Origin of the sequence: Thalassotalea algicola, assembly GCF_012932965.1 — a bacterium.
GTDB lineage: Bacteria > Pseudomonadota > Gammaproteobacteria > Enterobacterales > Alteromonadaceae > Thalassotalea_F > Thalassotalea_F algicola.
Genome location: NZ_JABBXH010000002.1, coordinates 827,359 through 849,980 on the forward strand (window position 1 = coordinate 827,359; position 22,622 = coordinate 849,980).

General features: G+C 37.8%; 24 protein-coding genes. 23 read left to right on the top strand and 1 reads right to left on the bottom strand.

The annotated features are described in order from the left end of the window. Nucleotides 1–17 precede the first annotated feature (17 nt). The 7 genes from HII17_RS08360 to HII17_RS08390 all read left to right on the top strand — a co-directional run bounded on the left by HII17_RS08360 (nt 18) and on the right by HII17_RS08390 (nt 4,451). Nucleotides 18–404, top strand: coding sequence for a VOC family protein (locus tag HII17_RS08360; RefSeq protein ID WP_169074874.1), 387 nt, complete (start codon nt 18–20; stop codon nt 402–404). 128 nt (nt 405–532) lie between these two features. Beyond that, nucleotides 533–946 carry a hypothetical protein gene (locus HII17_RS08365; protein WP_169074875.1) on the top strand — a complete coding sequence of 138 codons (414 nt, stop codon included), beginning with the start codon at nt 533–535 and terminating at the stop codon, nt 944–946. 209 nt (nt 947–1,155) lie between these two features. Beyond that, nucleotides 1,156–1,833, top strand: coding sequence for a DUF1826 domain-containing protein (locus tag HII17_RS08370; RefSeq protein ID WP_169074876.1), 678 nt, complete (start codon nt 1,156–1,158; stop codon nt 1,831–1,833). 12 nt (nt 1,834–1,845) lie between these two features. After that, the gene (locus HII17_RS08375) at nt 1,846–2,370 is read left to right on the top strand and encodes a Fur family transcriptional regulator (protein ID WP_169074877.1); all 525 of its coding nucleotides are present in this window, start codon (nt 1,846–1,848) and stop codon (nt 2,368–2,370) included. Between the two features lie 4 nt (nt 2,371–2,374). Continuing rightward, nucleotides 2,375–2,797 carry a MerC domain-containing protein gene (locus HII17_RS08380; RefSeq protein ID WP_169074878.1) on the top strand — a complete coding sequence of 141 codons (423 nt, stop codon included), beginning with the start codon at nt 2,375–2,377 and terminating at the stop codon, nt 2,795–2,797. 28 nt (nt 2,798–2,825) lie between these two features. Beyond that, a complete protein-coding gene (locus HII17_RS08385) occupies nt 2,826–3,827 on the top strand; it encodes a CobW family GTP-binding protein (protein ID WP_328824499.1) in 1,002 nt (333 codons plus the stop codon). A gap of 168 nt (nt 3,828–3,995) precedes the next feature. Then, entirely contained in the window at nt 3,996–4,451 is a 456-nt protein-coding gene (locus tag HII17_RS08390; protein ID WP_211185287.1) for a hypothetical protein, read from the top strand. 121 nt (nt 4,452–4,572) lie between these two features. Here the strand turns inward: HII17_RS08390 and HII17_RS08395 are convergent, their stop codons facing one another. Beyond that, a complete protein-coding gene (locus HII17_RS08395) occupies nt 4,573–5,379 on the bottom strand; it encodes a crotonase/enoyl-CoA hydratase family protein (RefSeq protein ID WP_169074880.1) in 807 nt (268 codons plus the stop codon). Between the two features lie 132 nt (nt 5,380–5,511). Between HII17_RS08395 and HII17_RS08400 the strand changes: the two genes are divergently transcribed. The 16 genes from HII17_RS08400 (at nt 5,512) to HII17_RS08475 (ending at nt 22,621) form a co-directional block, all read left to right on the top strand. Beyond that, complete coding sequence (locus tag HII17_RS08400; protein ID WP_169074881.1) at nt 5,512–6,543, top strand: isoaspartyl peptidase/L-asparaginase family protein; 1,032 nt, start codon at nt 5,512–5,514, stop codon at nt 6,541–6,543. A gap of 113 nt (nt 6,544–6,656) precedes the next feature. Continuing rightward, nucleotides 6,657–7,079: a CBS domain-containing protein gene (locus tag HII17_RS08405; protein WP_169074882.1), complete on the top strand. Its 423-nt coding sequence runs from the start codon at nt 6,657–6,659 to the stop codon at nt 7,077–7,079. A gap of 154 nt (nt 7,080–7,233) precedes the next feature. Then, entirely contained in the window at nt 7,234–11,136 is a 3,903-nt protein-coding gene (gene hrpA, locus HII17_RS08410; protein ID WP_169074883.1) for an ATP-dependent RNA helicase HrpA, read from the top strand. Between the two features lie 107 nt (nt 11,137–11,243). After that, on the top strand, nt 11,244–11,543 hold the full coding sequence (locus tag HII17_RS08415; RefSeq protein WP_169074884.1) for a PilZ domain-containing protein: 300 nt from the start codon (nt 11,244–11,246) through the stop codon (nt 11,541–11,543). A 241-nt stretch (nt 11,544–11,784) separates the two neighbouring features. Then, nucleotides 11,785–12,273, top strand: a complete 489-nt coding sequence (locus HII17_RS08420; RefSeq protein WP_169074885.1) for a DUF2878 domain-containing protein — start codon at nt 11,785–11,787, stop codon at nt 12,271–12,273. Then, a complete protein-coding gene (locus tag HII17_RS08425; protein ID WP_169074886.1) occupies nt 12,266–12,793 on the top strand; it encodes a chalcone isomerase family protein in 528 nt (175 codons plus the stop codon). Before HII17_RS08420 ends, HII17_RS08425 begins: the two co-directional genes overlap by 8 nt. 10 nt (nt 12,794–12,803) lie before the next feature. Then, nucleotides 12,804–13,346 carry a DUF3833 domain-containing protein gene (locus tag HII17_RS08430; protein WP_169074887.1) on the top strand — a complete coding sequence of 181 codons (543 nt, stop codon included), beginning with the start codon at nt 12,804–12,806 and terminating at the stop codon, nt 13,344–13,346. 159 nt (nt 13,347–13,505) lie between these two features. Next, complete coding sequence (locus HII17_RS19310; RefSeq protein ID WP_169074888.1) at nt 13,506–15,701, top strand: fasciclin domain-containing protein; 2,196 nt, start codon at nt 13,506–13,508, stop codon at nt 15,699–15,701. A 128-nt stretch (nt 15,702–15,829) separates the two neighbouring features. After that, a complete protein-coding gene (locus HII17_RS08440; RefSeq protein WP_169074889.1) occupies nt 15,830–16,396 on the top strand; it encodes an LON peptidase substrate-binding domain-containing protein in 567 nt (188 codons plus the stop codon). Nucleotides 16,397–16,456: 60 nt separating this feature from the next. Continuing rightward, nucleotides 16,457–17,086, top strand: a complete 630-nt coding sequence (locus HII17_RS08445; protein WP_169074890.1) for a sigma-70 family RNA polymerase sigma factor — start codon at nt 16,457–16,459, stop codon at nt 17,084–17,086. Continuing rightward, nucleotides 17,079–17,735, top strand: coding sequence for a ChrR family anti-sigma-E factor (locus tag HII17_RS08450; protein ID WP_169074891.1), 657 nt, complete (start codon nt 17,079–17,081; stop codon nt 17,733–17,735). Before HII17_RS08445 ends, HII17_RS08450 begins: the two co-directional genes overlap by 8 nt. A 27-nt stretch (nt 17,736–17,762) precedes the next feature. Beyond that, nucleotides 17,763–18,728 carry a YbgA family protein gene (locus HII17_RS08455; RefSeq protein ID WP_169074892.1) on the top strand — a complete coding sequence of 322 codons (966 nt, stop codon included), beginning with the start codon at nt 17,763–17,765 and terminating at the stop codon, nt 18,726–18,728. 10 nt (nt 18,729–18,738) lie between these two features. Continuing rightward, the gene (locus HII17_RS08460; RefSeq protein WP_169074893.1) at nt 18,739–20,100 is read left to right on the top strand and encodes a cryptochrome/photolyase family protein; all 1,362 of its coding nucleotides are present in this window, start codon (nt 18,739–18,741) and stop codon (nt 20,098–20,100) included. 48 nt (nt 20,101–20,148) lie between these two features. After that, nucleotides 20,149–20,607, top strand: coding sequence for a nuclear transport factor 2 family protein (locus tag HII17_RS08465; RefSeq protein ID WP_169074894.1), 459 nt, complete (start codon nt 20,149–20,151; stop codon nt 20,605–20,607). Further along, nucleotides 20,604–21,368 carry an SDR family NAD(P)-dependent oxidoreductase gene (locus HII17_RS08470; RefSeq protein WP_169074895.1) on the top strand — a complete coding sequence of 255 codons (765 nt, stop codon included), beginning with the start codon at nt 20,604–20,606 and terminating at the stop codon, nt 21,366–21,368. Before HII17_RS08465 ends, HII17_RS08470 begins: the two co-directional genes overlap by 4 nt. Continuing rightward, nucleotides 21,368–22,621 carry an NAD(P)/FAD-dependent oxidoreductase gene (locus HII17_RS08475; RefSeq protein WP_169074896.1) on the top strand — a complete coding sequence of 418 codons (1,254 nt, stop codon included), beginning with the start codon at nt 21,368–21,370 and terminating at the stop codon, nt 22,619–22,621. The genes HII17_RS08470 and HII17_RS08475 overlap by 1 nt, the downstream gene beginning before the upstream one ends. The last annotated feature ends 1 nt before the right edge of the window (nt 22,622 follow it).

Consider the following 22,622-nt stretch of genomic DNA (forward strand, 5'->3'; position numbering starts at 1 on the left):
TAAAAAGGACATAAAAAATGATTGGATATGTAACAGTAGGCACTAATGACTTACCTAGAGCAACCGCGTTTTTCGATAAACTATTTGCAACGATAGGAGCAGGGCGTTTTCTAGAAAGTGATAAGTTTATTGCCTGGGCAACATCACCAGAAGCGGCAGGAGTTTGTGTGACAACACCGTTTGACGAAGGGGAGGCGACAGTAGGAAATGGTGTCATGGTAGCTTTAGTTGTTGATTCTACGGAGAAGGTAGATGAGGTATATAACAAAGCCATTGAGCTAGGAGCAAGCGATGAAGGAAAACCTGGACCACGAGGCGAGTTGTCAGGTTTTTATGCGGGTTATTTTAGAGACTTAGATGGTAATAAGTTCAATGTTTTTCATATGGATATGCCAGAAGGCTAACACTTTATAATAATGTTGAATAAAAAAAGGCGAAATAAAAATTCGCCTTTTTTTATTGGTTATACATTGACCCGATCATAACTTTATAGTTCACACTTCCTCTATTATTTAATAAGAGGTTCCACTATATGACTCCCGTTACTATTGAGCTTAGCGATACAAAATTTCGTCAGCAATTTGAATCATGTACCCTTGATCCAGCATATTTTAATCATTTGGGTCATTTACGTATTGCATGGTTGTATTTAAGTGAGTTTCCGCTTGAAAAAGCAGTTGATTTAGCCTGCAGTGGTATTAAATTTTATGCTGAGAGTTTAGGGGCAACAGATAAATTCAATTACACCATAACCGATGCAATAATAAGGATTATCCATCGGCGAATAAAGCTACAGGAAATAAAAGAGTGGTCGCTTTTTCTATCAAACAATGAAGACCTTGTTCTTAACGCGTTAGAAGTGTTACTCAATCACTATTCTAAAGCGTTGCTCTTTTCTAATAGAGCACGCCAATCTCTAGTTCAACCTGATATTAAGACAATCTGACGGCTTGGTTGATTACCATTTTTATAATCTAGCAAAAAATTAATCGCTAAAAATATTTTTGATGTTATATTGTCACAAAGTCTAAAGGTGTTATAGTATCACCATTGTTTGACGGAACACCTGCTTCATTAGGAAATTTAATGTGTTTCAAGGTGTGCACTGAGATTCTTAATATGGGTGCGCTAATAATGACGGTGATAATATAACGAATGGAAGGCTTAACTCTAAAACCTAATTCGAAGAACAACATCGAAAAATATCGGGAATCGGTCGTATCACGTTACCCTGACGTCTTGACAGAGATCTATCAAGAAAAAGTCAATATCGCTATCTGGCAAAGAACGCTTTCTAATTCATGCTTAGAAAATGTATCTGAGCTTTTAACCCAGCAGCCGAACTTCAAAGTCGTAGTGACTGTGACGCCAGACGAAGCTTACCAACACTTGGCCGAGCATTTGTCTAGCTTTCAAAATCAACATGAGCTTTGCCAGCAAGTGAGCTTATTAGTTGATATGTTCTGTACGCTATTTGAGTTAAAACGGGTTGGTCTTCGATTAACTGCACTGGATCGACCTATGTGCCCCAAATTTCACGTAGATAAAGTGCCTTGCCGACTAGTAACAACTTTTACTGGTAGCGCGACACAATGGCTAGAGAACAACGTTATCGATAGAACAAAGCTCGGTGCTGGTAGTATAGGTTTGCCAGATGAAGAGTCCGGTGTGTATGAAAGCGAAGAACAAATTAATCAGCTTTTAACCGGCGATGTGGCGTTATTAAAAGGTGAAGGTTGGTTTGATAATCTCGATGGAGGTTTGGTTCATCGCTCACCAGCAGTGAAAGTCAATGAGCGTAGGTTGTTATTAACGCTTGATTTCATTGATTAAATAGTACGCGATATGAAAAAAATCACCTGTGAAAATTCAACAAGTAAGTTGGACGTAAGCTTGAAGAAAGCAGCAGAGCATTGCCATCGACATGGCAGTAAGTTAACGCTTAAAAGAAAACAAGTACTTTCAATTCTAATCGATGCCGGCAAAGCCATCTCTGCTTATGAACTTATTGATTTATTTGAAAGCATTTGTGAGCAAAAAATACCGCCTATGTCGGCTTACCGTATTTTAGATTATCTCGTTAGTGTTGATTTAGTACATAAAATAAATTTGGCAAATAAGTTTGTTGCATGTGCTCATATAGGCTGTAAATCACACCATGAAATCTCACAATTATTATTTTGCCAGCAATGTCAGCGTGTTGAAGAGGTTCCAGTAAACTCCTTCATCTATAAAAGCTTTAAAGATGAAATTAATAACTTTGGTTATCAACTTGACTCTCAACAAATAGAGCTTGGTTGTATCTGTAATGCATGTTCAAGTGACAATGTAACCTCTAATAAAAATTTCCCCGCATTAACTCAAGGTTAAATTAATGAATTTAAGCTCACAACTTATCGATAAGCTCGCAATAGGGATATCTAGTCTTTGCGTAGCACATTGTCTTATCTTTCCTCTCTTAGTGACTGTAGTGCCTAGTTTTGTCGCGTTGGGGCTCACATCCGAAAGCTTTCACTTTTGGATGGTGGTTTCAGTGATTCCGTCGAGTATTTACGCGCTAGCATTAGGCTGTAAAAAGCATGAGAAATGGCTAGTTTTTAGTATAGGAGCATTAGGCCTTAGCTTTTTACTATTGGCACTTGTGTTAGAGGGGGCATCGCTTGGAGAACTTGGTGAAAAAACAGTAACATTAACGGGAGCCTTACTTATTGCGTTTGCACATGTAAGAAATTTCAAATTGTGTCAAAATCAAGATGCTTGCCATTGTCACAGTGCTCACGATATCAAGAACGATTAAGATGAAACTCAAGTAGAAATGAAATTACGTGTCTAGCATAAATAACGAAAAAATCACCTCGGTTCCAACAAACATTATTACTGGTTTTCTTGGCGTTGGTAAAACTTCGGCCATTTTACATTTATTAAAACAAAAACCTTCGAATGAGCGCTGGGCGGTATTGGTAAATGAGTTTGGCGAAATCGGTGTTGATGGCAGCCTAATTAAAGGGCAACTAAACAAAGAGCAATCAGTATTTATTCGTGAAGTAACTGGTGGCTGTATGTGTTGTGCATCTGGGTTACCAATGCAAATAGCGCTAAACCAGCTTCTTAATGAGGCTAAACCCGATAGATTGCTCATTGAGCCCACCGGGTTAGGCCATCCGGTAGAAGTGTTGCAGGTTTTATCGAATCAATATTATAAGGATATTCTTAACCTACAAAAGACGATAACGTTAGTTGATGCAAGAAACCTCTCAGATAGCCGGTATACAGATCATGAAGCTTTTAATCAACAGTTAGGTATTGCGGATATTATTGTTGGTAGTAAAAAAGACCTTTATCGCGAATCTGATGAACAGGCTTTAGTTGATTACATGTCTTCCAACACAGATAAGCCTAAAGATATTGTCTTTATTGAGCATGGTAAACTGCCATTTGAATTGCTTGCTGGCAAGTCGCAGTTTCAGGTTACGACGAAACAGCACCATCACAAACATCGTACTTCAGCTAATGAACTTCAGCCTATTCCTGAATCTGGTTTTATTAAGGCAATCAATAAAGGTGAAGGGTTTGAAAGTATCGGATGGCGCTTTGCGCCGTATAAAATTTTTGATCGTGTTCAGTTACATGCATTCTTAACAAGTTTGAAGGTTAATCGACTAAAAGCGGTGTTTATTACTTCTGACGGCATATTTGGCTATAACACTGTAAATGATGGCATAGTCGAATTTGAAATAGATGAATGCGTGGAAAGCCGCATTGAAATAATTTGTGAGCACATAGACAAACTTTGGGAAGCAAAACTAATTAGTATGCTTTGCAATTAGCGTATATTTTTAGATTAAAGTCATAAATAATTGTTAGGTGAATTAACTCAACCGTAAGTTTATCCTTTCAAGTAAAACATCGAACAAATCAATTAAATGCTTCTAGACTCATGTTTTAATATTCATATTATTTGTTACCTATACAAGCAATTAGAAAAATAAAAGATTATGAGTAAGACAGCGAAGATTATATTGTTAGCACTAGCCACCTTGTTTCTTGTAATTGGTGTTATGAGTTCGTTTCACGCAAAACCTTATGCAGAACTTACTAACATTGAAACGTTTGATGGCACCATTTATAAACTCCATTGCCCAACTAAAGGTGCGGCTGCCTTGAGTCTTGTCGACTCAGACTTTACCTATAACTTAACACTGAAATTTAAACGTGATTATTGTGATGATGAATCTTCACAACCTCTGCTAGGGAAGAAGGTATCAATAAAAGCGGTAAAGGTTAACGACAACTATTATCAAGTGTATGTGCTTAAATCAGGTGAGTATAACGTCGTAGAACCTAGTGAAGTAGAAGCTGACCAATCAAGCTCTACATTTGGTTTGTACTTATTGGCGTTTCTCTTAGTCTCTTTGGTTATCTACAAAAGTAGAGCACCTAGCGCAAAGTAGAATATCGAGAGAAATAGCAAACGATATTAATGAGCGCATTGCTTTTGCTTAGTTTTTATTGAACTCATACGGAGTATTCCCGAGCAAAAGCAAAACGCTTTTAAATAATGGAACTTGAAATTTACCAATTGCGACGTTGTTTAAATGGCTTTTCTTTTTCAGGGTGAGTTTGATTATAGGTTTTCAAACGTTGGTTTTTACCCATCAATATGCGTACTTGGTACCATGACTCTCTAGCTAACGCAAAGGCCTTACTTTGCCACCAGGCATTCTTGTAGAGTTTTTTCACTGCCGCGACCGAATCCGGTGATTGCTGACTGATCTCTTCAGCTAACGCTAAAGCTGTTTCCATAGGTACATCGGACACTTTGGTAATCACGTTAAGATTTAATGCTTGCTGAGCGTTAAACTCGCGACCGGTCATAGCCAAAAGTTTTGCTTTGTCTGTAGGTAGTTGCTCCTTTAATGCAATCGTGCCGCCCATGTCAGGTAATAAGCCCCAACGAGCTTCCATTACGGAAAAAGTTGTCTCATCATGTGCTATACGAAAATCACCGCCAAGTGCTATTTGTAAGCCGCCACCCCAAACACGCCCGTGCAGAACCATGATTACCGGTACTGGTATTTCCTGCCAACCTGTTGAAACATATTGTGCTAAATTAGCATGGCCAGGCCACCACTTAAAAAGTAACTTTAGTGCATTTGATTGAGACTGCATTACCGATTTTACATCTAGACCCGTGCAAAAATCGACACCATTGCCTTTTACAATTACTGCTCGTATGTGTTTATTTTTCTTTAATGATTTTATCGTGTCACGAATGGTGAAAAACATACTCATATCAAGCGCGTTATGTTTATCGGCACGATCAAGGCTTACAATCGCAATGTTATTTTTTATGGAAACTTCAACAGGTAATTGACTCATAATTTTTTATTGTTATCTGGTATGACCACAAAACATTAAACAAGTTAATGACATTTGTAAACTACTTGCGCTATTTACAAGCTTTGTTTTGGCTACTACATTGGTTACATCTTTCTAACTAATGACCTAACAATGATAAAAACATCTTCAATAGTATTAATCACAACATTAGCAGCAATTATTTTACAACCTGTAAAGGCCGAAGAAACAATAGCAATAGCAATTCATGGTGGTGCAGGCACAATTAATAAAGCAAAAATGACACCCGAGCGTCGTGCTAAATATGAGGCTAAGTTGCTTGAGGCTGTAAATATTGGTTATGAGCTATTAGAAAGCGGTAAGACAAGTCAGCAAGCAGTTATAGCAGCCATACAAGTGTTGGAAGACTCACCTTTATTCAATGCTGGTCGAGGTGCCGTATACACATATGAAGGCCATCATGAATTAGATGCTTCAATAATGAATGGTAAAACGTTAAACGCTGGCGCTGTTTCCGGAGTTAAAACTGTAAAAAGCCCAATAGCCTTAGCAGAAGCGGTGATGGAAAAGTCGGTACATGTAATGTTAAGTGGTGAAGGTGCAGAAACGTTTGCAAAGCAACAAAACTTGGACTTAGTAGATAATAGCTATTTTAATAGCGAGTTTCGTTATAAGTCTTTAATTAAGGCAAAGAAAAAGTTAGCTGAAAAAGAGAAAGAATTAAAAGATTTTCAAGCTGCACATCAAACACTAAGTAACGAATACAAATATGGTACGGTTGGTGCCGTAGCACTAGATAAATCAGGCACTATTGTCGCAGGAACAAGTACTGGTGGAATGACCGCTAAACGTTTTGGTAGGGTGGGTGATGCACCGATAATAGGAGCTGGAACTTATGCTAATAACGAAAGTTGTGCGGTATCAGCGACTGGTCATGGTGAGTACTTTATTCGCTACCATGTCGCGGCAGATATATGCGCACGTATGCAATATCAAGGTTTATCTTTAGCTGTAGCTGCCGATACCGTAGTAAATCAAGTTCTCGTAGAGGCTGGCGGCTCTGGTGGAGTCATTGCAATCGATACTAAAGGTAATATTACTATGCCATTTAATAGTAAAGGTATGTATCGCGCGAGTAGAAAATCAAGGCAAGCTGCTAAAGCGGCAATTTTTGCTGACGAATAATTAAATAATGATTTTAGTTAATACGAAAAAATTGTTGATATTAATATGAATTATTAAGTATTTAAGTCTAAAGTTAAGAAGAAGCAATAAGGTTTTTGAGAGATAGGCAACGCATGGAATCAGTACAAATAAAAGAATATATGAACCATTATCCAGTCACTTTCACGCCAGAAATGGTGATTGAAGAGGCGTCGTTTAGGTTGTTAAAAACAAAACAACTAGGTGGGCCAGTCGTAGACGCCGCTAAAAAATTAGTAGGATATCTATCAGAAAGTGACCTACTAAGGAAGATGCTAGAGTCGAGTTACCATCATGAGCATATAGCGAATGTGGCTGATCTGATGCAAAAGAATGTGTTATCGGTAAAACCTTATGACAGTATTGTTGAACTTGCTCAAAATATGTTGGGTGATAAACCTAAAGTTTACCCAGTCGTTGATGACGACGGTAATTTATTAGGTACAATAAGCCGAAACGATGTACTAATGGCAGTAGATAAACATTTACGAGCAGCATATCACCTAAGTAACCAGTAGCTTTATATATATTAAATAAAAGGGAGCTTGGCTCCCTTTTTCTTTTTGAGCTACAGCATTTTATTTGAAATTTTGATAATATCTTGCCAACTTTTCTATTAATCAAATAAGTCTGTATACATCTAGTAGTAACAGGCCGCTACATTTCTCGTTTATGGCAATCGAACAACAACTATTTTCTCAACTAACACTCGTTAAATCATCTGACAGAGCGCGCATAAAGAAGCGATTGTTTGGTGTTAAAAAAATTAAAACACAAGACAAGCGTGAAAAAGCCTACGAAAAAATTCAATTAGCCATAGAGCAATCCATTGCGAGTAAAGCTTTTAAACAAGAAAACAAACCTACCGTCACTTATGCACCAGGTCTGCCTGTTTCTGAAAATGTTGATGAAATTGCAGAGGCTATACAAAACAATCAAGTGGTTATAATTGCAGGTGAAACAGGCTCTGGTAAAACGACACAAATACCCAAAATATGTCTTGCTTTAGGCCGTGGTGTTGATGGCATTATTGGTCATACGCAACCACGAAGAATTGCTGCTCGAACCGTAGCTAATCGTATTGCTGAAGAGTTGAACTCTCCTTTAGGTCAAGCTGTAGGCTATAAAGTTAGGTTTAACGACCAAGTAAGCGACAATAGCTACATTAAATTGATGACTGACGGTATCTTGCTAGCTGAAATGCAAAATGATCGCCTATTACGTCAATACGACACCATCATTATTGATGAAGCTCACGAGCGCAGCTTAAACATTGACTTTATCTTGGGCTATTTAAGGCAAACATTACCCAAACGCCCCGATCTAAAAGTCATTATTACCTCAGCAACAATAGATCCTGAAAGATTTGCAAAGCATTTTGCTATTAATGGCAAACAGGCGCCAATTATCAGTGTCTCAGGTCGAACATATCCTGTTGAAATGCGATATAGACCACTGGTGCGAGCTGATGAAAATATTGACGTAATTTCTGGAATTATTGATGCTGTTGATGAAGTTTCAAATATTAGCCAAGGCGATATATTGATCTTTTTAAATGGCGAGCGAGAAATTCGAGACACCGCAGCGGCCTTAGAAAAAGAAAATTATCGAAATACTAATGTACTGCCATTGTACGCACGATTAACGGTAGCGGAACAAAATAAAATATTTCAGTCTCATAGTGGTCGTAATATTGTTTTAGCTACAAACGTGGCGGAAACGAGTTTAACGGTTCCCGGTATTAAATATGTGATTGATCCTGGTACGGCACGTATTTCAAGGTACAGCTATCGAACTAAGGTACAGCGTTTACCTATTGAAGCAATATCACAAGCGAGCGCCAATCAACGAGCAGGTCGTTGTGGTCGTGTATCTGCTGGTATTTGTATTCGTCTTTATTCTGAAGATGACTTCTTATCACGTGATGAATTTACCGATCCAGAAATTCTACGCACGAATTTAGCGATGGTTATCTTACAAATGCTATCGCTTGATTTAGGTGATATTCAAGACTTTCCATTTGTACAAGCACCAGACAATAGAAACATTAACGATGGTGTTCGATTACTCGAAGAATTAGCGGCGATATCAGTAGCTCCAAAAGGGCAAAGTAAGAGAAAGCTAACCAAAGCGGGGCAACAACTCGCTAGGTTCCCAATTGATCCTCGTTTGGCAAAAATGGTACTTACTGCCATTGATTTGGGGTGTTTGGAGCAGGCATTTATTATTGTTAGTGCACTGAGTATTCAAGATCCAAGAGAGCGACCACATGAAAAGCAGCAAGCTGCAGACGAAAAGCATAGTCGCTTTAAAGATAAACAGTCAGATTATAAGTCACTATTAAATTTATGGCGTTATATACAAGAGCAGCAAAAAGCATTATCAAATAATCAATTTCGCAAACTTTGCCAGAAAGAATACCTTTCATATATTCGAATTCGAGAGTGGCAAGATATTATTGCTCAACTAAAACAGACATTGAAGGAAATGAACGTTTCAATGTCTAGTATTGATGAAGAAGACGAAGGTCAGATGGCAATTGTCCATCAAGCCATTTTATCAGGGTTGCTTAGTCATATTGGTCAGTTAGATGAAAATCGTGAATTTAAAGGTGCTAGGGGCAGTAAATTTTATATTTTCCCTGGCTCGCCGCTATCGAAAAAACCACCTAAATGGCTAATGGCTGCTGAGCTCGTCGAAACTAGTCGTTTATTCGGTCGCATGGTCGCCAAGATAGATCCACATTGGTTAGAACCCATGGCTGAGCATTTATTAAAACGCAGCTACAGTGAGCCTCACTGGGAAAAGAAACAAGGCGCGGTAATGGCGTTTGAACAAGTTAGTTTATACGGACTTGTTATTGTGCCTAAACGTAAAGTCAATTTTAACCAAATTGAGCCACACACTTGCCATGAGTTGTTTATAAGGGAAGCGTTAGTTAATGGCGAAAGCTCAATCAAAGAAGACTTCCTTAAGTTCAACCAGCAACTAGTAGCTGATATAGAGAAATTAGAGCAAAAAGCACGAACTAAGGGTTTTTTAGTTGATGAAGAACTCATGTTCGATTTCTATCATCAACGATTACCAGAAACTGTTATATGTCAGCGAAGCTTCTTATCTTGGTGGAAGAAAGCTAAACAGCAAGATGCTAAACAACTTAACTTTACAAAAGCATTTCTCCTACAAGAAGATGAATCTAAGGTATCAAAGGCTAATTATCCAGATCTTTGGCAGCAAGAAAATATTACCTTACCATTGTCGTATCATTTTGCTCCTGGCGATGAAGACGACGGTATTTCAGTACATATTCCAATTGGAATTTTGAATCAGGTTATTAATGAAGGTTTTGATTGGCTGATTCCTGCATTAAGAGAAGAGTTAGCAATTGCCTTAATTAAAGCATTACCTAAAACGCTACGTAGAAATTTTGTGCCTGCTCCTAATTATGCTCAAGCAAGTTTAGCCAAAATGAATGAAACTGACGGTTCATTTGAGCAAGCCCTTGCCAAGCAGCTCCTTAGGATGACTGGCGTAAGGTTAGAAGAAGATGTATGGGCTTCGATAAATTTGCCCGTCCATTTGCGAATGAATTTTAAAGTAGTCGATGAAAAGGGCAAGGTTATTAAGCAAGGACGTGACTTAATCCAGCTTCAGCAATCGTTGCAAGGTAAAGTCAAATCGACCATTAAAAAGGTTGCTGAAAAAGGGATTGAACAACAAAACTTAACAACGTGGGATTTTGGTGAGTTGCCAATTGGCTATGAAAAAAAGATGGCCAATATTACCGTAAAGGCATTTCCAGCATTAGTCGATAAAAAGAGCTCAGTAGCCGTAGAGCTTTTTGAGCAAGAAAGTATGGCACAGGAAGCAATGCTTTTTGGGGTGTCTAGATTAGTATTACTCAATATCCCTTCGCCAATTAAATACCTTCAGGAAAAATTACCGAATAAGGCTAAGCTTGGCTTATATTTTAATCCGTTTGGTGCCATAAATGATTTATTGCAAGACTGTATAAGCGCCGCAGCACAGTATTTAGTAAAACAGAACCCTATACCTAGAAATGAAGCAGAATTTGCGATAACTAGAGACAAAGTTAGAGCAGAAATCGCTGATTGTGTGCTAGATGCGGCAATAAAGGTCGAACAGGCACTTAATCTACATCACGATATTCGAAAAAAGTTAAAAGGCTCTGTGCCGCTAAATATGATTCAAAACCAAGGTGATATTAAAGATCAGTTAGAGAAATTAATCTTTAAAGGTTTTGTTACCACCTCAGGTCTCAATAAGCTTGACGATGTGATTCGTTATTTAACAGCAATCGTCAGGCGTTTGGAAAAAATGCCAATTGATCCTAACCAAGATAGATTAAAAATGTTGGAAGTGGATAAAGTAGCCGAACAACTTGATGATTTAATTGCGAAACAACGAAAAGATTTACCGTTACCAGCAGAGCTCATGGATTGTCGCTGGATGATAGAAGAGTTAAGAGTAAGTTTGTTTGCGCAAAACTTAGGAACTTCGTATCCCATTTCAGTAAAGCGAATTCAAAATCATTTAAAATCAATGATTCAGTAAACGTTACTCGATATAAATAACGTTGACATAAATGGAGACGAGCAAGTATAACTACTATAGTAGAAATAGAAAAACAACAAAATAGCTGACGCATCAGAGGGGAAAAGATGGTTAATTTTGATGATAAGCGCAATTTCTATCGTATGTTGCTTAACAGTGAGGTAAACCTCACAATCATTGATGATGAAATTAATAGTAAGTTTGTAGCTACATGTCGAGACTTAAGCGCAACAGGAATAGCAATTGAAATGAGCCACCCGTTAGAGTTGGGCACACGACTTAAGGCTAAAGTAGAGTCGGCAAATTCGGCGGTGCAATCGCTTGATGTGACAGGCAAGGTAGTACGTGTCGAAGAAGAGTCTACAGACTTATACCTTGTAGGCGTATCAATTGACGATATAGATTAAATTCATAAGATGTAGAAAGCTATTGCCGAGCATCTAGGTTACCTTAGCATTAAAAATCAGTAATAAATGAATTGTTATTGATAGCGAAGGAGAAAAATTAAGGGATGAAGGTTATAGCTTTTAACGTCAATCTAAATTTAAAACAGCGAGCATAGAGCTCGCTTTTTTTATGCCTTTAATTTGATCTAATTAGACAAATTGAACGTAAGTGATCGTAATGTTTCTATAGCTAAATATTGATATGTTGCTGAACGCGCTTTTATTTAATATCTCTTGGTTTGGGTTGATATTAATGGGTAATAGTTTTATTCCGTTTACCTTTTTATGGTTAGCGGTGCACTTTTACCAATGTGAAAATGTCAAAAAAGATTTAACTATAGTTGCTTGGGTAACCTTCATAGGTGTAGTTACAGATTCTACACTTACTTTATTAGGTGTGTTCGAATTTTCTTCTTCGGTTTTTATCATTCCTTTTTGGTTAGTCGCATTATGGATGAGCTTTGCTGCAACACTAAATCATAGTTTACGACTCGTCGCTAATTCGAAACTAGCTCAGAAATTTGTAGGCCTTATAGGTGTCCCACTAAGTTATTTTGCCGGTCAAAAATTAGGTGCAGTTAAATTTGGTTTCGATGTAATTCCGTCATTAGTGATTTTAGGGTTCGTTTGGTTCTATTTGTTTAGTTTTTTTATGTCGTTGACTAAAAAGGAAAATGTTGGTTATGCGTAACTTTTTTTTGGTAGTGTCGGTTTTGTTATTTGCAAACATTTTTTTTGTAAATGCAAAAGAATTTCCAAATGACATAACGGATTATAAAGAGTCGTTAAATCAAGTTGGGCAAGCAAGATTTAAGGTTTTATTTTGGAATATCTACGATAGTGCCTTGTTTACGCCATCAGGTGACTTCAAGCAAGAAGAAGATTATGTATTTGAAATAACCTATTTAAGAGATATTGAAAAAGAAGAGTTAATAAAACGAACAGTAGAGCAATGGCAACATTTAGGTTTATTAAATGAAGACTATCAAATATATGTTCCGATGCTCATGGATATATGGCCGGATATTAGCGAAGGTGATCGTTTGGCTATTTGGGTTTCGCAAAAAGGGGCTGCATTTTATTTTAATCAGCAATTAGCTGGCGTCGTTGAACATAAGTACTTTGGTAAACAATTTGTAGCGATTTGGCTTTCTCCTAAGACCAGCCAGCCTGAGTTGAGAAATAAACTGTTAGGCAAAATGCCGCTTTAAGGTTAATTAAATGAATATGAAAGCTCTATTGATTTGTATATTAGCGATGACATTATCTAGTTGTGGTACGCATATAAAAGAATATGAAAATGCTTTACCTCAATTGAATTTAACTGAATATTTTGATGGACCAATGACGGCTTGGGGGATTGTTCAAGATTATAACCAAAAAGTTACACGAAGATTTTGTGTCGAATTACTTGGTAGTTGGCATGAAAATCAAGGAGAGCTTAAAGAAAAGTTCTATTTCAATGATGGAGAAGTAAGCTACCGTACTTGGCAGTTAACTCGCAAGGGTAACTCCTATCGAGGTACAGCAGAAGATGTGACAGGGGTAGCAAACGGAATGACTGTAGGGTTTGCTTTTCAATGGCAATACAACCTGCAACTATCGATAGATGGACATGAATTTGAATTTTTCCTTGATGATTGGATGTACCAAATTGATCCCTACAGAGTATTTAATCGTACAGTCATGAAGAAATTTGGTATTGAAGTCGCAGAGATAACGATATTCTTTGACAAGCAAAAACCTATTAGAACGTGTAAATAAACTAAAATAAAGCGCTGTTTTATTCATTGTGTTCTTCACAAGGTTCTTTTGTGTAATGCCATTAACTACTTGAATTTACATGTAAAAAATAAAAAAATCTTTTGAACTTTTTAAGGGGCTCTCTCGTACTATTGGTTGTCATTACTAATATGAGAGGGCATGACATTGAAAACGTCAAAAATAATATTAACTGCACTAGTCAGTGCTTTGTTTTTACAGGGTTGTGGCAGCGACTCTAATAACTCAAAATCGAACGAAGTCGTTACGCCAGAGCCAGAAATTAAGACCATTGTTGATGTAGCTGTAGAGAATGGTAGTTTTACAACGTTGGTGGCAGCGCTACAGGCAACTGGATTAGATGAAACACTCGATGATGCTAGCGCTACTTTTACCGTATTTGCACCAACCGATACTGCGTTCGAATTGCTTGGTCAAGATGCAATAGATGCACTGTTGGCAGACACAGCTACACTTTCTGATATATTAACCTACCATGTTATAGGCGCTGCTGTAGACTCAACAGCTGCAATTGCAAGTGCCGGCACTACTGTTGAAATGGTTAATGGCGATTTGGTTGGATTGTCATTAAGTGGAGATAGTTTGCTTGTTAACACTTCGACGGTAACCTCGACTGATATACAAACAAGTAATGGTATTATTCATGTTATAGACGCTGTTTTAATGCCACCTGAAGATAAAGGGACACCTACTACTAATATTGTTGATACCGCAGTAGCTGCAGGATCATATACAACACTTGTTGCTGCACTTCAGGCGACAAATCTTGATGTGGTTTTAGCTGATGAAAGTGCTACGTTTACCGTTTTTGCGCCAACAGATGATGCATTTGCTACTTTAGGTGAAGAAACAATCGCCGCTTTATTGGCGGCTCCCGATTTGTTAAGTAATGTTTTACTTCAACATGTTGTCAGTGGTGAGGTCAACTCAGTAACTGCGTACACTTTGAATGGTCAACAGGCGGAAACCGCTTCTGGTGCAATGGTTGACATAGCGATTAATACGGACTCAGATACGCTAACTATCGGCGGTGTAAGTGTCGTTACCAAAGACATTTATGCGTCTAATGGCGTTATCCATGTAATTGATGCCGTCATTGTAGGAGATGCAGAGGTACCAACACCTTCAGCTAACATAGTAGAAGTAGCTCAAAGTGCAGGCTCATTTAATACTTTGGTTGCTGCATTACAAGCGACTGGACTTGATAGTGTATTAGCTGACGCTGATTCAACATTTACCGTATTTGCACCTACCGATGAAGCATTTGCTCAATTGGGCCAAGCGACGATAGATTCTTTATTGGCAGATACGGATACCTTGTCTAATATTTTGCTTTATCATGTAATTAGCGGTGCAGAAGTCTTGCAAGATGGCGCATTAGCTGTTGCACAGTCTAGTGATAACAAAGTGGAAATGGCAAATGGACAAATGACGGCATTGTCATTATCAGGCTCGACACTATTTGTTAATCAAAGTGCTGTTTCATCAGCCGACGTAATGGCTGATAATGGTGTTATACATGTTGTTAACCAAGTCATAATTCCTCCGTCAGATAAAGGCGCTCCCACACAATCAATTGTTGATGTTGCCCTGGCAGATACAAATTTCTCTACACTAGTCTCTGCGTTAACCACTGCTAATTTAGTAGACACGTTAGCTGATGAATCTGCTACCTTTACTGTTTTTGCTCCTACTGATGCGGCATTTTCGAAAATAGAAGCAAGTACATTGTCTGCGTTAATTGGCGATGTCGATGCGTTAACTAACGTATTATTGAAGCACGTAGTATCTGGTGCCGAAATAGACTCGGTATCAGCTTATGCAGCAAATGGCACTATGGTTGAAGCAGCCAACGGAGAAAATGTTAGTGTTGCAATTGTAGATTTCGGTCAATATATGGATGGCACAACTGAAGAAGTTACATATGATAGTGTGAATCAGCGCTTTGTAGGCGGTATGGGGTCAAGCATGCCAGGGTTAAGCTTATATGTATTTGACAATGACTTAACAACAGGCACAAGTAGTTGTATTGATACTTGCGCTGAAAACTGGCCTCCACTGTTAGTAGAAGATGGTTCAGTTAGCCAAATTCCTGGTGTAAGTACAATTACTCGACAAGACGGATATGTTCAAGCTACTTATCAAGGCAGACCTTTATATTTCTATGTAGGAGATGAAATGGCAGGTGATATTAATGGTCAAGGTCTAAACGGTACTTGGTGGTTATCGGAACAGAGTCAAACATCGCTTCAGGTTAATGGCAGCAATGTTGTTACGAAAGACATATATACAACCAATGGCGTAATCCACGTAATTGATACGGTAATAACAAATTAAGTACAGACATTAACAATTGACAAGAAGCCACTAGTTAATAGTGGCTTTTTTGTTTTTAATCCTACTTGATATGATCGTCTTGTATGATTAAAACGTATTATAGTTAGTTATCAATGATAGTTGGTTTTATGATTCTACCTTTATTTCCTTTACCTATATTTTTGCTTCCGGCTGGCGTTACTCAACTTAGGATCTTTGAGCAACGTTACTTAACTATGATTAAAAATGCTAACAAGACTGATGGATTTATTATCGGATATGCTAACAATGATGATGAAATTTCAAATTGGGGAAGTTGGGTTGATATCATAGATTTTGATACGGGTGACGATGGTATGCTAAATATCTTGGTTCGATGCAAGAAGCTCGTTAAAGTAAGTCAACATAAACGCCAGCAAGATAAACTAATAACAGTTAAAGCTACCCCATTATTACATTGGCCTGAAATTAATAGTAACAAACGCTGTATTCCTCTGCGCACGCAGCTACAGCAATTATTTAAACAACATGACACTTTAAATAAATTGTATGCCACTCCGGCGTTTTACCGCGATGACTGGGTTGTAGCTCGTTGGTTAGAGTTGTTGCCAGTAAGCTTTGAAAACAAAAAACTATTTGTACACCCGAATAGTTTTATCAGTGCAGTTGATTTTTTAACAACGGTTATACTCGAAGAAAATAACTTAATTACATAGTGATCCAAGAAGTAATTCACATCGTATTACAGTTAAACCATCTTTTTAGTGGGAAAATAAATGGGTCAATCAATCGACTCGATGTTGCAAAATAAAGCTCAGCACGCTAAAGCTATATCTATGGAAAAAGAGATAGAACACAAAGCGATAGCTGATTGGCTAACTAACGTAGCTCAGAAACGGGACAAACGGGCCTTTACCGAATTGTTCAGGTTTTTTGCTCCCAAAATACAACGTATTGCGACAAGTAAATATGGAAACGAATCACTTGCTGCGGAAGTTGTTCAAGAAACAATGACAAATGTTTGGCGAAAAGCACATTTGTTTGATGCGTCAAAAGGTGCTCCTACGACTTGGGTCTACACCGTAATGCGCAATGTCTCATTTGATTTACTACGAAAAATCAAATCGAAAAAAGAAGATAATCTAAGTGATGATTTCTGGCCATTAGTTGAAAGTGTCGAAGAAGACGTAAAAGTTTTTGAAGATCATTTAGCAAGTAAAGAAATGATGGCATGTATTGATAAATTGCCTGACCCACAAAAAAGTGTCGTTAAGGGTTTTTATTTTATGGAAATGTCACAAGAGCAACTCGCAGAGCATTTAGATGTGCCGTTAGGAACGATTAAATCAAGATTGCGTTTAGCACTCGCTAGATTAAAGCAGCACATGGGAGAAATTCATGATTAAACACCACCCAAATTCTGAGTTATTGGAGAAATTTGCAGATGGTGAACTTCCAGCATCAATTGCCGCCGGAATAGCAATACATGTTGAAATGTGTCCTGTTTGTAAAGTAGCGGTAGCTGAGTTAACTGAGCAACGATCAGCAATACACTTTGAATCTTCCGATTTAGAAATGCCGATGTCAGAGCTAAATATTGCAAGTATGGTTGAGGAAATTACCTTATCAGACGAGATTGATATCGCGATAGCTGACAAAGAAAAGTCAATTTCAGTTAAAGGAGAAGAGTATATTTTACCAAGAGCATTGACAAACATGGCGATGAGTAAATGGAGTAGCATTGGTCATTTAGCAAGAGCAAGGTTTTCTATTGACGAAGAGCCTTTAAGAGCGAGCTTGTTACAAATTCAAGCTGGTGGCAGTGTTCCTGAGCATACTCATAAAGGTTTCGAGTTAACAGTTTTAGTTGATGGACATTTTGAAGATGAGCTTGGAATATATGGTCCAGGAGATTTTATTTTACTTGATGCAGAGCATACACATAGCCCCGTAACAAAAGATGGCTGTCTTTGCTACACGGTAGCTAATGATGCTCAGCACTTTACACAAGGTATTAATAAACTATTGAACCCTATAGGTTCTTTTATCTACTAATTCTAAACATGTATAGCAGGTGTAAACATGAATGAGCAACAGTTGAATGATATTGGCACTATAACCATAGGTATTAGTGCATGTGTTCATGGTGAGAATGTGCGGTTTGACGCAAGTGCTAAGCCTTCTCATTTTTGTTTGAAAGAGCTTGGCCAATACGTAAACTACAAGCCTATTTGTCCAGAAGTCGCTATAGGTTTACCTGTACCAAGACCTACTATTCGCCAAATTAAGCGTGGTGAAGTAATTCATGTATCTCGTCCAGATGGCAGCTGTGATGTGACCGACGAATTAAAAGCATACGGTAAAAAGATAGCGAAGATTGCACAAGACTTTAGTGGCTTTATTTTTTGCGCTAAAAGCCCTAGTTGTGGAATGGAGCGAGTTAAAGTTTACGATGAAGATGGCAAAGGTTCTACGTCTGATGGAATTGGTGCATTCGCAAAAGAGATAATGAATGAAAACCCATTGCTTCCCTATGAAGAAAATGGTCGTTTAAATGACGCTGTGATTAGAGAGAATTTTGTCTCCCGCGTATTTGCCTATCGTCAATGGCAATCTCTACTTGCGTCAGGTTTAACTAAACATAAGCTAACCAACTTTCATGCAAAGTTTAAATATACAGTGATGAGCCATGATTTAGTGGCGTACAAAACGCTTGGTCGGTTATTAGCAAGAGCTGATTTACCTATTTCTCAAATGGGCGATGAATACATATTAGGCCTAATGAATGCGTTGAAAGTTAAAGCTACGCGAAAGAATCATACTAATACTCTGCAACATATTCAGGGCTACTTTTCTAAAGAACTCGATAGACAAGAAAAGCAGGAGTTATGTGAAAATATTGATGAGTATCGTAGAGGGATTGTTCCCCTGTTCGTACCTTTAACTTTGATTAAACATCACTTAATGAGGTTTCCAAAACAGTACTTAAAGCAACAGTTTTATTTGTCACCTCATCCATCTCAATTAAAGCTCAGGTACAGTTTGTAAGGTTTCATATATGATGTTGTTGTGGTTTAGAAACGACATAAGAGTTGCTGACAATCCCGCGCTTTCATTTGCACTAGAAAATGGCGTCACTGACGCTATTTTTTTTGTATCTAAAAAGCAGTGGCAATTGCATAATTGGTCGACTATCAAGATTGATTTTTTACTTCGTCACGTCAATTTATTAAACGAACAATTAAAAGCGTTAGGGGTTAATCTGTCATTAGTTGATGCTTCAGACTTTTCCTCACAATCGAATTACTTATTGGAAAACCATCGAAAAACTACATTAATCGTCAATACAGAACTTGAACTGAATGAGAATTTGCGTGATCAAGCATTAATGAATGAAGGCGTTAAATTTATTTCATTTGAGTCTGATGTCATTGTGCCCAAAGGAGCAATTTTAAATAATTCCGAGAAAATGTATAAGGTATTTACGCCTTTTAAACGAGCTTGGCTAAAGTGGGTTCAACAAAACGGCTGTGATGTACCGAATAGCATAACCGTTAAAGACGCAAGAGATGAAAATTTAAAAGACAATAAATCGTGTTCGTATAAATGGCCGTTGGCTAATCAATATGAACAAGAAGTGCTTCCTCGATTCTTTAATGAAAATATTACTAGTTATAAAAGCGCAAGGAACTTTCCTGCACTTAAAGGAACTTCTGGAATATCAGCATACTTAGCGATTGGCGCGATTGGCCCAAGATTGCTTTTAAAAAGGCTCTCACTAGCCTTTCCTGAGATCTTAATGCAAACACCGGAACAAGCATTTACCTGGCTTAACGAGTTAATATGGCGTGAGTTTTATAGGCACCTGTTATTTCATTATCCGAATTTAATAAAAGGAAATAATTTTAACAATAAATACGATGGACTACTTTGGTCCGAAAATAAACGCTTTGAACTCGCATGGAAACAAGGAAGGACAGGCTACCCAATTGTCGATGCTGCAATGAGGCAGTTGAATCAAACGGGCTGGATGCATAACAGATTAAGAATGATAGTTGCCAGCTTTCTTACTAAACATTTATTGATAAATTGGCGAGTAGGAGAGCGATATTTTGCTAATAACCTGATTGATTATGATTTTGCTGCCAACAATGGAGGGTGGCAGTGGTCATCGGGTACTGGTTGTGATGCTCAACCTTACTTTCGAATTTTTAACCCTATAACGCAAAGTAAAAAATTTGATCCAAATGGCGACTTTATTCGTAAATATTTACCAGAGTTGGCGGTCGTACCCAATAAACATATTCACTTCCCCCATGATTATATTGAACAAGAGCAACTGAACGTTTATTGGCCGGCTATTGTTGAACACAAGGTAGCAAGAGAGCAAGCGCTATCATTTTATAAACAATATTTATAATACGTTCTCGTACGTGTTTTTTACTTATCTAGTTTTAAAGGTTGTTGTATGGAACTTACCGGTGAAGTGACTATGTGTTCTTTTCCACCATGGCTATCAAGGTTTATAGAGACTTATCAGCGTCTAGGGACAGAAAACTTATCACTGTTAAGTGATATTTATGCCAATGACGTTGTATTTATCGACCCAATGCATCACATTTCTGGTTTTAGTAATTTAGAAGATTATTTTACAAGCCTTTATACCAACCTCACAAGTTGTACTTTTAGTGTGCATGAAGTTATTTATCAAGATGACGATGCTGCAATTTATTGGACAATGACTTATAGACACCCGAAGTTAAATAAAGGCAAGTCGGTCTCTGTTGAGGGGCATTCTAAACTTAAAGGCTTGGAAGATAAGGTCATTTATCACCGAGATTATTTAGACCTAGGTGCAATGATTTATGAGCATGTTCCTTTATTAGGAAGTGTCATTAAATTAGTTAAAAATAGAGCAAACAAGTGAAGGTTTTAATTACAGGTGCAACGTCGGGAATAGGGCGTGCTTTGGTTGAACGTTTCATCATGCATGGGCATCACGTAATAGCATGTGGGCGTTCTGAAGAAAAACTAAAGGCACTGCAAAACGATTTTTCTGAAGGTCTTGATTGCTTATGTTTCGACATTACTAAGCCAGAAGAAATTTCTACGCAACTAGCACTGGTTACAACTATTGATATTGCTATATTAAATGCTGGAGATTGCGAATACATTCAAGATGTTATGGCTTTTGATGCCAGCTTGTTCGAACGAATTATCAATATCAATTTAGTCGCCATGGGTCATTTATTGGCACAAGTGCTACCTAAAGTTTCGTCACACGGGCAGCTAGGACTAATGAGTTCAAGTGTGACGTACTTACCTTTTCCAAAAGCTCAAGCTTATGGCGCATCAAAAGCAGGTATAGACTACCTTGCAAAATCAATGGCTCTTGAATTAAAACAACATAATATAGGTGTTTCGTTGATAAAGCCTGGTTTTATTAAAACGCCACTTACTGATAAAAATGACTTTTCCATGCCGTTTTTAATGTCATCAGAAAAGGCCGCTTTGCGTATTTACCGTGGCCTACTACTCAAAAAAAATCAGATAGTATTTCCCAAACGATTTATTTTTCTTATGAAATTGATCGCCATTCTTCCAAAAAGTTTTTGGCAGTGGGTTAGTGACTTAACTAATACCAAGAAAACTAACAAAAATGTGACCGACAAAGAGACCGTTAAATAATGAAGAATATAGCCGTAATTGGATCTGGAATTGCAGGAATGACAACTGCATATTTGCTGTCTAAGAAACATAGAGTCACGGTGTTTGAACAAAATAACTATATAGGCGGGCATACGGCGACCATCGATGTTGAGTATGAAGGCGAACATCTCGCAATAGATACCGGCTTCATTGTTTTCAACAATAAGACATACCCTAATTTCTTAAAGTTACTTGATGCTATTGGCGTTGGTAAGCAAGAAACAGAAATGAGCTTTTCAGTTCACAATCAAAAAACAGGCTTTGAATACAATGGGCACAACTTGGATACATTGTTTGCTCAACGTCGTAATTTGTTTAAACCTAAGTTTTGGCTACTGATACGAGAGATTATTCGCTTTAACAAACAATGTAAGGCGTTATATCAGAAAGGGATGACTGATGACCTTCGAAGCTTAGGGGTATTTCTTGAAGAACATCAGTATAGTCGTTTCTTCTGTGAACACTATATTTTGCCGATGGGTGCTGCAATTTGGTCTAGTTCAATTGAAGAAATGGAGCAATTTGAATTACGATTTTTTATTCAATTTTTTAATAACCATGGATTACTGAATATTACAGATAGACCTCAATGGTATGTTATACCTGGTGGCTCAAAACAATATATCAAACCTTTAACAGAAAGTTTCTCAGATAATATTCTGCTTAATGCGCGTATTAAATCAGTTTCGAGAGTAGATAATGGGGTTAAAATTAACTTTAAATGCGGTGATGTTAGACATTTCGATGAAGTAATATTTGCTTGTCACTCAGATCAAGCTTTGGCGCTACTAGCGGACGCTACGGCTGACGAGCATAAAGTTCTAGGTGCAATTTCGTACAAAGCCAATAGTGTTGTGTTACATACTGATATAAATTTGTTACCCGATCGCCAGAAAGCGTGGGCTAGTTGGAATTATCAGTTATCAGGTAACAGAAGTTCTGCTGCTAGCGTCACATACAACATGAACATCCTGCAAGGTATTCATTCTAAACATACATACTGTGTAACATTAAACCAAGACGATGCTATTGACCCTAGTAAAGTAATACAAAAATTCGAATATTATCATCCAGTATTTAATTTGGTTTCCATGCAAGGACAAAAGCAAAGAAAGCTAATTTGTGGTAAACAGCATACACACTTTGTCGGTGCGTACTGGTATAACGGCTTCCATGAAGATGGCGTAAGAAGCGCTGTTGACGTGGGAGAGCGGTTTGGCGTTCGCCTATAAG

Excerpts from the sequence above, each read along its gene's own strand:
- HII17_RS08375 (WP_169074877.1), top strand. The coding sequence starts at position 1,846 with ATGAAAAAAATCACCTGTGAAAATTCAACAAGTAAGTTGGACGTAAGC.
- HII17_RS08415 (WP_169074884.1), top strand. The coding sequence starts at position 11,244 with ATGGTTAATTTTGATGATAAGCGCAATTTCTATCGTATGTTGCTTAAC.
- HII17_RS08430 (WP_169074887.1), top strand. The coding sequence starts at position 12,804 with ATGAATATGAAAGCTCTATTGATTTGTATATTAGCGATGACATTATCT.
- HII17_RS08445 (WP_169074890.1), top strand. The coding sequence starts at position 16,457 with ATGGGTCAATCAATCGACTCGATGTTGCAAAATAAAGCTCAGCACGCT.
- hrpA (WP_169074883.1), top strand. The coding sequence starts at position 7,234 with ATGGCAATCGAACAACAACTATTTTCTCAACTAACACTCGTTAAATCA.
- HII17_RS08420 (WP_169074885.1), top strand. The coding sequence starts at position 11,785 with ATGTTGCTGAACGCGCTTTTATTTAATATCTCTTGGTTTGGGTTGATA.
- HII17_RS08460 (WP_169074893.1), top strand. The coding sequence starts at position 18,739 with ATGATGTTGTTGTGGTTTAGAAACGACATAAGAGTTGCTGACAATCCC.
- HII17_RS08405 (WP_169074882.1), top strand. The coding sequence starts at position 6,657 with ATGGAATCAGTACAAATAAAAGAATATATGAACCATTATCCAGTCACT.
- HII17_RS08380 (WP_169074878.1), top strand. The coding sequence starts at position 2,375 with ATGAATTTAAGCTCACAACTTATCGATAAGCTCGCAATAGGGATATCT.
- HII17_RS08425 (WP_169074886.1), top strand. The coding sequence starts at position 12,266 with ATGCGTAACTTTTTTTTGGTAGTGTCGGTTTTGTTATTTGCAAACATT.
- HII17_RS08390 (WP_211185287.1), top strand. The coding sequence starts at position 3,996 with ATGAGTAAGACAGCGAAGATTATATTGTTAGCACTAGCCACCTTGTTT.
- HII17_RS08450 (WP_169074891.1), top strand. The coding sequence starts at position 17,079 with ATGATTAAACACCACCCAAATTCTGAGTTATTGGAGAAATTTGCAGAT.
- HII17_RS08370 (WP_169074876.1), top strand. The coding sequence starts at position 1,156 with ATGGAAGGCTTAACTCTAAAACCTAATTCGAAGAACAACATCGAAAAA.
- HII17_RS19310 (WP_169074888.1), top strand. The coding sequence starts at position 13,506 with ATGACATTGAAAACGTCAAAAATAATATTAACTGCACTAGTCAGTGCT.
- HII17_RS08360 (WP_169074874.1), top strand. The coding sequence starts at position 18 with ATGATTGGATATGTAACAGTAGGCACTAATGACTTACCTAGAGCAACC.
- HII17_RS08440 (WP_169074889.1), top strand. The coding sequence starts at position 15,830 with ATGATTCTACCTTTATTTCCTTTACCTATATTTTTGCTTCCGGCTGGC.
- HII17_RS08365 (WP_169074875.1), top strand. The coding sequence starts at position 533 with ATGACTCCCGTTACTATTGAGCTTAGCGATACAAAATTTCGTCAGCAA.
- HII17_RS08475 (WP_169074896.1), top strand. The coding sequence starts at position 21,368 with ATGAAGAATATAGCCGTAATTGGATCTGGAATTGCAGGAATGACAACT.
- HII17_RS08395 (WP_169074880.1), bottom strand. The coding sequence starts at position 5,379 with ATGAGTCAATTACCTGTTGAAGTTTCCATAAAAAATAACATTGCGATT.
- HII17_RS08465 (WP_169074894.1), top strand. The coding sequence starts at position 20,149 with ATGGAACTTACCGGTGAAGTGACTATGTGTTCTTTTCCACCATGGCTA.
- HII17_RS08455 (WP_169074892.1), top strand. The coding sequence starts at position 17,763 with ATGAATGAGCAACAGTTGAATGATATTGGCACTATAACCATAGGTATT.
- HII17_RS08400 (WP_169074881.1), top strand. The coding sequence starts at position 5,512 with ATGATAAAAACATCTTCAATAGTATTAATCACAACATTAGCAGCAATT.